This window comes from Actinomadura roseirufa (assembly GCF_900659635.1).
GTDB lineage: Bacteria > Actinomycetota > Actinomycetes > Streptosporangiales > Streptosporangiaceae > Spirillospora > Spirillospora roseirufa.
In genome coordinates, this window is sequence record NZ_CAACVB010000357.1 from 1 (window position 1) to 6,409 (window position 6,409).

7 protein-coding genes are annotated in these 6,409 nt (G+C 75.1%); 5 read left to right on the forward strand and 2 right to left on the reverse strand.

Annotated features, from left to right (window positions below):
• Nucleotides 1-494: hypothetical protein (locus E1291_RS42760; protein ID WP_207401151.1), on the forward strand; the 494-nt coding region annotated here is incomplete at its 5' end.
• Here E1291_RS42760 and E1291_RS37635 read toward each other — a convergent pair.
• Nucleotides 487-1,653: an acyl-CoA dehydrogenase family protein gene (locus E1291_RS37635; RefSeq protein ID WP_131742820.1), complete on the reverse strand. Its 1,167-nt coding sequence runs from the start codon at nucleotides 1,651-1,653 to the stop codon at nucleotides 487-489. The two genes, E1291_RS42760 and E1291_RS37635, sit on opposite strands and share 8 nt — an antisense overlap.
• 186 nt (nucleotides 1,654-1,839) lie before the next feature.
• Between E1291_RS37635 and E1291_RS37640 the strand changes: the two genes are divergently transcribed.
• Entirely contained in the window at nucleotides 1,840-2,703 is an 864-nt protein-coding gene (locus E1291_RS37640) for a nuclease (RefSeq protein WP_131742821.1), read from the forward strand.
• A 105-nt stretch (nucleotides 2,704-2,808) separates the two neighbouring features.
• Here the strand turns inward: E1291_RS37640 and E1291_RS37645 are convergent, their stop codons facing one another.
• On the reverse strand, nucleotides 2,809-3,633 hold the full coding sequence (locus E1291_RS37645) for a putative protein N(5)-glutamine methyltransferase (RefSeq protein ID WP_131742822.1): 825 nt from the start codon (nucleotides 3,631-3,633) through the stop codon (nucleotides 2,809-2,811).
• 233 nt (nucleotides 3,634-3,866) lie between these two features.
• Here E1291_RS37645 and E1291_RS37650 point away from each other — a divergent pair, with 233 nt between their 5' ends.
• The 3 genes from E1291_RS37650 to E1291_RS37655 all read left to right on the forward strand — a co-directional run bounded on the left by E1291_RS37650 (nucleotide 3,867) and on the right by E1291_RS37655 (nucleotide 6,352).
• Entirely contained in the window at nucleotides 3,867-4,577 is a 711-nt protein-coding gene (locus E1291_RS37650) for a 2OG-Fe(II) oxygenase (protein ID WP_131742823.1), read from the forward strand.
• Between the two features lie 165 nt (nucleotides 4,578-4,742).
• Nucleotides 4,743-5,270, forward strand: a complete 528-nt coding sequence (locus E1291_RS42765) for a hypothetical protein (protein ID WP_165495485.1) — start codon at nucleotides 4,743-4,745, stop codon at nucleotides 5,268-5,270.
• Complete coding sequence (locus E1291_RS37655; protein WP_165495486.1) at nucleotides 5,267-6,352, forward strand: PrsW family intramembrane metalloprotease; 1,086 nt, start codon at nucleotides 5,267-5,269, stop codon at nucleotides 6,350-6,352. Before E1291_RS42765 ends, E1291_RS37655 begins: the two co-directional genes overlap by 4 nt.
• Nucleotides 6,353-6,409: the final 57 nt, after the last annotated feature.

A 6,409-nucleotide genomic window follows, 5' to 3' on the forward strand; every position in this document is an offset into this window, starting at 1 on the left:
CGGACGGCCGGACGGCCGGCACCGAGGGGACGCGAGCGGGCACCGGCGGGGCCGGCCACGCGGTGCGGCTGACCGGGTCCCAGCGGGCGGCCATCGCCGACTACGGCGAGCACGGGCGCGCACTCCTGCGGGCCGTGAGCCGCGGCGACGCCGACGCGCTCTTCCGGGTCGCCGTGCTGCTCGGCACCGACGCCCCCCGGCGGCCCGAGGCCGCCGCGCTGCTGATCGAGGCCGCCGCCGACGGCCACCCCGCGGCGCTGGACCTGCTCGACGCGGGCCCGGACGGACCCGACCCGCGCGAGGCCGCCCGGATCGCCTGCGAGCTCGGCGAGACCGCCGCCGGGCAGGGCGCGGCCGACACCGCGCTCGCCTACTTCACCGCCGCCGTGCGGGGCGGCCGGCTCGACGCCGCCTACGAGATCACCGAGATCCTCGAGGAGACCGGCCGGGCCGGCGCCGCCGGCCGCCGGGCCCGCGGGCGGAGCGCTACCTGAGGAGCTGGCGGGCGATGACCATCCGCTGGATCTGGTTCGTTCCCTCGTAGATCTGAGTGATCTTGGCGTCGCGCATCATCCGCTCCACCGGGAACTCCCGCGTGTACCCGTACCCGCCCAGCAACTGCACCGCGTCCGTCGTCACGTCCATCGCCACGTCCGAGGCCAGCGCCTTGCACGCCGACGACACCAGCGTCAGGTCCGCCACCTTCTCGCCGCGCATCGCGCGCTCGGACTTGGCCGCCGCGTGGTAGGTCAGCTGCCGCGCCCCCTCCAGCCGCATGGCCATGTCCGCCAGCATGAACTGCACGCCCTGGAAGTCGCCGACCGGCCGCCCGAACTGCCGCCGCTCGCGCACGTACCCGAGCGCGAAGTCCAGCGCGCCCTGGGCGATTCCGAGCGCCTGGGCGGCGATGGTGATCCGCGTGTGGTCCAGGGTCGCCAGCGCCGTCTTGAAGCCGGTGCCCTCGGCACCGATCATGCGGTCCGCCGGGATCCGCACCCCTTCCAGGATCACCTGGCGGGTCGGCGACCCCTTGATCCCGAGCTTGCGCTCCTTCGGGCCGAACGACACACCGGCGTCGTCCGCCTCCACCACGAACGCGGAGATCCCCCGCGCGCCCGCCTCCGGATCCGTCACCGCCATGACGGTGTAGAACTTCGACTCCCCGGCGTTGGTGATCCAGGTCTTCACCCCGTCCAGGACCCACCCGTCGCCGTCGCGCACGGCGCGCGTCCGCATGGCCGCCGCGTCCGACCCGGCGTCCGCCTCCGACAGCGCGTAGGAGAACATCGCCTCGCCGCGCGCCACCGGCCCCAGGTAGCGCTCCTTCAGCTCCCGGGACGCCGACAGCAGCAACGGCACCGTACCGAGCTTGTTGACGGCCGGGATGAGGGACGACGACGCGCACCCGCGGGCGACCTCCTCGATCACGATCGCCGCCGCCAGGGCGTCCCCGCCCGCGCCGCCGAACTCCTCCGGCACGTGCACCGCGTGCAGCCCCGAGCCCACCAGGGCGTCCAGCGCCTCCCGCGGGAACCGCGACTCCTCGTCCACCGCCGCGGCGAACGGGGCGATCTTCTCCTCCACCAGCGACCGCACCGTCTCGCGCAGCAGCTCGTGCTCCTCCGACGGCGCGTACTCAGGAAGCTCGCTCATGGGTTCCTCCGCGACGGGCCGGGCGTCCCCGGCGTTTTACTTTGACGACCAATATTTGGACGCCAAAATAAGCGAGGCGCCGACCCCGCGTCAAGCGCGCCCGGACGGCCGGTCGCACCTCGGGGGAAGGGACCGCTTCCGGCCCCGGCCCGTGCGGCCCCATATCCCCTGAGTTACCGTGGAAATATGCCATTGAGCCTGATCAAGGGCCATTACCGGATCCTCCACACGGAGCCGGACGGAGACTCGATCCGGTTCGTCCCGGACGATCCCGACGCCTTCACCAAGCTGCACCTGCCCGCGCGGGTCAACCGCGGCGGCGGGACACAGCTTCGCCTGGACGCCATCGACGCCTTGGAGACGCACTACACGCCGAGCGCGCATGGCGGCCGGGTCCGGCACCAGCCGTTGCGCTTCGCGCACGCGGCGGGGGCGCGGCTCCTGGAAGCGCTCGGGTTCCAGGAGGTGCGGCGCGACGGCGAGACCGTCGTGGACGCCTCGCCCGAGCAGGTACCGGGCCATATCCTCACCCGCTTCGCGGACCTGCACGGGCGGCCGGTGTCGTTCGCCTACGCGGGCCCCGGCGAGCACGACGACCTCGCGGACGTCCACGTGGACGTGCCGCTGCTGCGGCAGAGCGTCAACCACCGCCTCATCGCGGAGGGACTGGCCTACCCGACCTTCTACAGCAAGCTCTTCCCCGATCTGCGCGCGGAACTGACCGCGGCGACGGGGCAGGCCCGCGCGGCGGGGGCGGGCCTGTGGCCGTCCGACGTCACCACCGCCGGCGCCGAGATCACCGCCGACGGCGACCTGGACGAGCGGCTGGTGCTGCTGCCCAAGCTGTACCGCCGCCTCGCCGACTACCTCACGCTCGGCGCGGGCGACCCGGACCTCGCGGGCTTCCACGCGTTCCTCGCGACCCGCGACGACCGGTTGTTCGTCATCTCCGACGCCCACGCCACCGGCCTGGACACCCTCGTCGAGGTCGACGGGCGGACCGTGCGGCTGACACGGCCGCCCGAAGACCTGATCTTCATCGAGGGGTGAGCCCGTCAGGCCGCCCCGCGGCGGCCGGTCCCGGCCCGGGACGAGCGGCCTCGCGAGGGGGGTCAGCGGCCTGCCGACCACGCGGAACGGCAGGGTGACGGCGGCTCATGGGGAACCGACCATGGAGGTGCCGATGACGACGGTCGCGCCAAGCTCGTCCGACCGCGCGATCTCGGCCGCCAGCCCGCCGCGGGCCAGCGCCTCGACCGCCGCCGGAAGCTGCCGCTCGCTCGTCTCCGACAGCAGCAGGCCGCCGGGGGCCAGCCAGGCGGACGCCTCGGCGGTCACCCGGCGCAGCACCTCCAGCCCGTCGGGGCCGCCGTCCAAGGCGACCCTCGGCTCGTGCTCGCGGGCCTCGGCGGGCAGCAGCGCGATCTCTCCGGTGGGGACGTAGGGGACGTTGGCGAGCAGGACGTCGACCCGGCCGCGCAGCCCGGCGGGCAGCGGCGCGTAGAGGTCGCCCTCGTAGACGTGGCCGAGGGCGCCGACGTTGCGCCGGGCGCACCGCACGGCGGCGGGCTCGATGTCCGCCGCGTGCAGCTCGCACCCTCCGAGGGCGGCGGCCAGCGCCATCCCGAGCGCGCCGGAACCGCAGGCGAGGTCGAGGACGACGGGCCTCCGGGGGGCACGGGGGGCGCGCGCGGCGGCCTCCCGGACGAGGAACTCGGTGCGCCGCCGGGGGACGAACACGCCGGGTTCCACCGACACGCGGTGGCCGCAGAACCCCGCCCAGCCGAGGACCTGCTCCAGGGGGAGGCCGCCGGTCCGCCGTTCCACCATGGCGGCCAGCTCGTCCGGGGTGCGGGCGGTGGAGACGATCAACTCGGCCTCGTCCTCGGCGAACACGCAGCCGGACGCGCGGAGCCGGGCGGCGACGGAGCCGGGACGGGAGAGATCGGGTGGAACGGACGCGGAACGGGGTGATGACATGGGGCGCCTTCCGGGGTGCCTGCGGGGCTCCCCGGCCGCCTATGCCCGGCGTGCCGCGCGGTCGCGCGGGAGGAGCACCCTGACTGATCGGGCAGAAACGGGTCTCACCTCCCCGGTCGGTCCGCCGCTGACGGCGCCCACACTATCCGACCCCGGGCGGGCGGACCGCGCCCGGCGGGTGCAACCTCCGGCGGCCCAGCGGTGTTGTACGCGGACAGCCAGGGAGGGCAGTGATGACCGTGTACGCCGAACGCGCCGCCGAAGCCGACTGGGACCGGATCGCCGGGGAGGTCGACGCCTACGGCTGTGCCCTCACCCCGTCGCTGCTGACCGATGACGAGTGCGCGGACATCCGCGGGCTCTATGACGAGGCCGGGCGGTTCCGCTCGACGATCGACATGGGGCGGTACCGGTTCGGGGCGGGGCAGTACCGGTACTTCGCCGAGCCGTTCCCCGAGCCCGTCCGGGAGCTCAGGGCGGCGCTCTATCCGCTGCTGCTGCCCATCGCGCGCGAGTGGGCCGGAAAGCTGGGCCGTCCGGCGCCGTGGCCCGGGACGCTGGAGGAGTGGCTGGAGATGTGCCACGCGGCGGGGCAGGTGAAGCCCACGCCGATCCTGCTGCGCTACGGCCCGGACGACTGGAACGCCCTGCACCGCGACCTGTACGGAGACCTGGTGTTCCCGCTGCAGGTGGTCATCGGCCTCGACGAGCCTGGACGCGACTACACCGGCGGGGAGTTCCTCCTGGTCGAGCAGCGGGCCCGGGCCCAGTCCCGGGGGACGGCGACGATGCTCCCCCGCGGCCGGGGGCTGGTCTTCACCACGCGGGACCGGCCCGTCCGGACGAGCCGGGGCTGGTCGGCGTCCCCGGTCAGGCACGGTGTCAGCGTGGTCCGGTCGGGGCGCAGGCACACCCTCGGGCTGGTCTTCCACGACGCCGCCTGAGCGGGCGTGGGGGGCGGCGACGATGGGGCCGTCCAAATTGCGGCGACCATACCGATCTCACCCACTCGTCCCGACTCGTTTAGCGCCCTGACCAGGGGGCATCTCCGCAGCGCACGTCATCGGGGGGTGCACGTGGCGCGGGTGAGATGGTGGGGCACGGGTCTCGTGGCTCTCACGCTCCTCGTTCTCGGGGCGGGGCTGCCGCTGCTGGACCACGCGCTCGGCGGCGGCCTCATGGTCCTGCCCGCCGGGGCGAGGCTGTCGGTCGGGACGGAGCGCGACGGCGTCCGCCCGGTGTCGTTCTCGGTGCCGTCCGCGGGCTGGCGACTGCGCAAGGGCCGCTCCTCGCTGGGCACGAACGCCGCGCTGACCAGGGACGACGTCGCGCTCAACCTGAACGTTGTCGTCCCGCTCGGGACGCTGGACGCGGGGGCGCTGTGGGACGGCCTCCAGCGGATCGTGGCGGCCGGCGGGACCGCGCGGCTGGGCTCGGGCCCGGCGCCGATCACGACTTCGGAGGGGCTGACCGGGCTGACCGGCGCGCTGTCGGGACGCGGGCGGATCGGCACGGCGAGCGTCTTCGCCCGGGACACGCTCGGCGCCACGGTGACGGCGTCCGGGCGGCCCGCCGCCTACCGCCGGCTGGCCGCGCAGATCGAGGCCATCGTGCGGACGATCCGGATCGCGCCGTGACGGCACGTCCCGCGCTCTGGCTCTGGGCCGCCGCGTGCCCGGCGGGGGCGCTGCTCGCCATGGCGGCGATCGGCGCGCAGGTGCGGGCGTTCCCGGCCGGCGCGCTGACCGGCTTCGCGCTGCTGGCGCCGGCGCTGGCGGTGGGGACGTGGCTGCTGCGGCGGCTGCACCCGGTCCGCGTCCGTCCCCTCGGGTACGCGCTGATCGCGGTGGGCTGGGGCGGGCTGGCCGCGTTCGGGCTGGCCCTGCCGGTCAACGCGGCGTTCCAGTCGGCGCTCGGCAAGACGGCGGGACCGAACTTCACCGCGATCTGGGGCGCGTCGGTCGCGGCGCCGGTGGACGAGGAGATCCTGAAACTGCTGGGCGTGGCGGTGCTGGCGCTGGCCTTCCCGGCCGCGGTGCGCGGCCCGCTCGACGGGTTCGGGTACGGCGCGCTGGTCGGGCTGGGGTTCCAGGCCGCCGAGAACTTCCTGTACGTCCTGAACACGATCGTGCTGACGGGGGCCACGCAGGACACGACCGCGGCGCTGTTCTCCTTCGGCGGCCGCGTGATCGGCGGGGCGTGGTGGAGCCACTGGGCGATGACCGCGATCGGCGGCGCGGGCCTCGGCCAGTTGCTCGGCCGCCCGTCGCGGCTGAGCGCGGCCGTGGCGGCGGGCATGCTCGTCCTGGCGATGGCGCTGCACTCCTGGTGGGACTCGCCCGTCCTGCCGGGGGCGGCGCTGCTGCCGGTGAAGGGCGCGCCGATCCTGCTCGCGGCGGTGCTGACGTACCGGGTCCTGCGGCACCGCTACCTCGTCCGGTTCCGGCGGGCGGCCGGCGCGGAGACCGCGCGGGGCGTGCTGGCACCCGGCGAGGGACACGTGCTCGCCTACCGGAAGTGGCGGCACAAGGCGCGCTGGAACGTGCCGCCCGGGGAGCCGCGCCGGCTGCTGACGCGGCTCCACACCGCCGAACTGGACCTGCTGGACGAGGGCCTCGGCGGCCTGGAGCCGGACCCGCTGGCGGCGGACCGGCTGCGGGCCGACATCCGGGACCTGCGTCACCATCTCAACGCCGCGCAGCACCCGCGCGCGGCCTGACGGCGGCGACGAGCGCGGCGGCGCAGGCGGCCACGCCGAGCAGCGGGGCGGCGGCGG

What these genes read in the sequence shown, in the direction of transcription:
- E1291_RS37640 (WP_131742821.1), top strand. Translation starts at nt 1,840, where the DNA reads ATGCCATTGAGCCTGATCAAGGGCCATTACCGGATCCTCCACACGGAG.
- E1291_RS37635 (WP_131742820.1), bottom strand. Translation starts at nt 1,653, where the DNA reads ATGAGCGAGCTTCCTGAGTACGCGCCGTCGGAGGAGCACGAGCTGCTG.
- E1291_RS37650 (WP_131742823.1), top strand. Translation starts at nt 3,867, where the DNA reads ATGACCGTGTACGCCGAACGCGCCGCCGAAGCCGACTGGGACCGGATC.
- E1291_RS37645 (WP_131742822.1), bottom strand. Translation starts at nt 3,633, where the DNA reads ATGTCATCACCCCGTTCCGCGTCCGTTCCACCCGATCTCTCCCGTCCC.